Below are 467 nucleotides of genomic sequence, written 5' to 3'. Positions count from 1 at the left end.
TAAAAGTCCTTTAGCATCGTACGGAGTTGAAGGAATAACGACTTTAAGTCCAGGCTGCTGTGCAACGAGTCCTTCCAAGCTGTCCGCGTGAAGTTCAGGCGTATGAACACCGCCGCCGAACGGAGAACGGATTGTCACCGGAGAATTCCAGCGGCCGCCGGAACGGTAGCGCATCCGTGCCATTTGTCCGGAAACAGAGTCCATCACTTCATACACAAAGCCGAAAAATTGAATTTCCATTACAGGACGGAAGCCTTGTAAGCCTAAGCCGAGTGCAAGGCCGCCGATACCAGATTCAGCAAGAGGAGTGTCAAATACGCGATCCTCACCAAACTCTTTTTGCAATCCTTCAGTCGCACGGAACACGCCGCCGTTAACACCGACGTCTTCTCCGAAAACTAAGACATTTTCGTCATTTTTCAGTTCTGTGCGTAACGCATCAGTGATTGCTTGAATCATTGTCATTT

1 pseudogene is annotated in these 467 nt (G+C 49.5%); it reads right to left on the bottom strand.

Annotation, left to right across the window (positions count from 1 at the left end):
- Positions 1 to 465 (bottom strand): annotated as a pseudogene (gene pdhB, locus CH339_RS25490) (pyruvate dehydrogenase complex E1 component subunit beta); the annotation flags it as partial.
- Positions 466 to 467 lie beyond the last annotated feature (2 nt).

It is taken from the genome of Rhodobium orientis, from assembly GCF_003258835.1.
GTDB lineage: Bacteria > Pseudomonadota > Alphaproteobacteria > Rhizobiales > Rhodobiaceae > Rhodobium > Rhodobium orientis.
The sequence above is the reverse complement of the archived record's forward strand: the minus strand, read 5'-3'. Positions and strand labels throughout refer to the sequence as shown.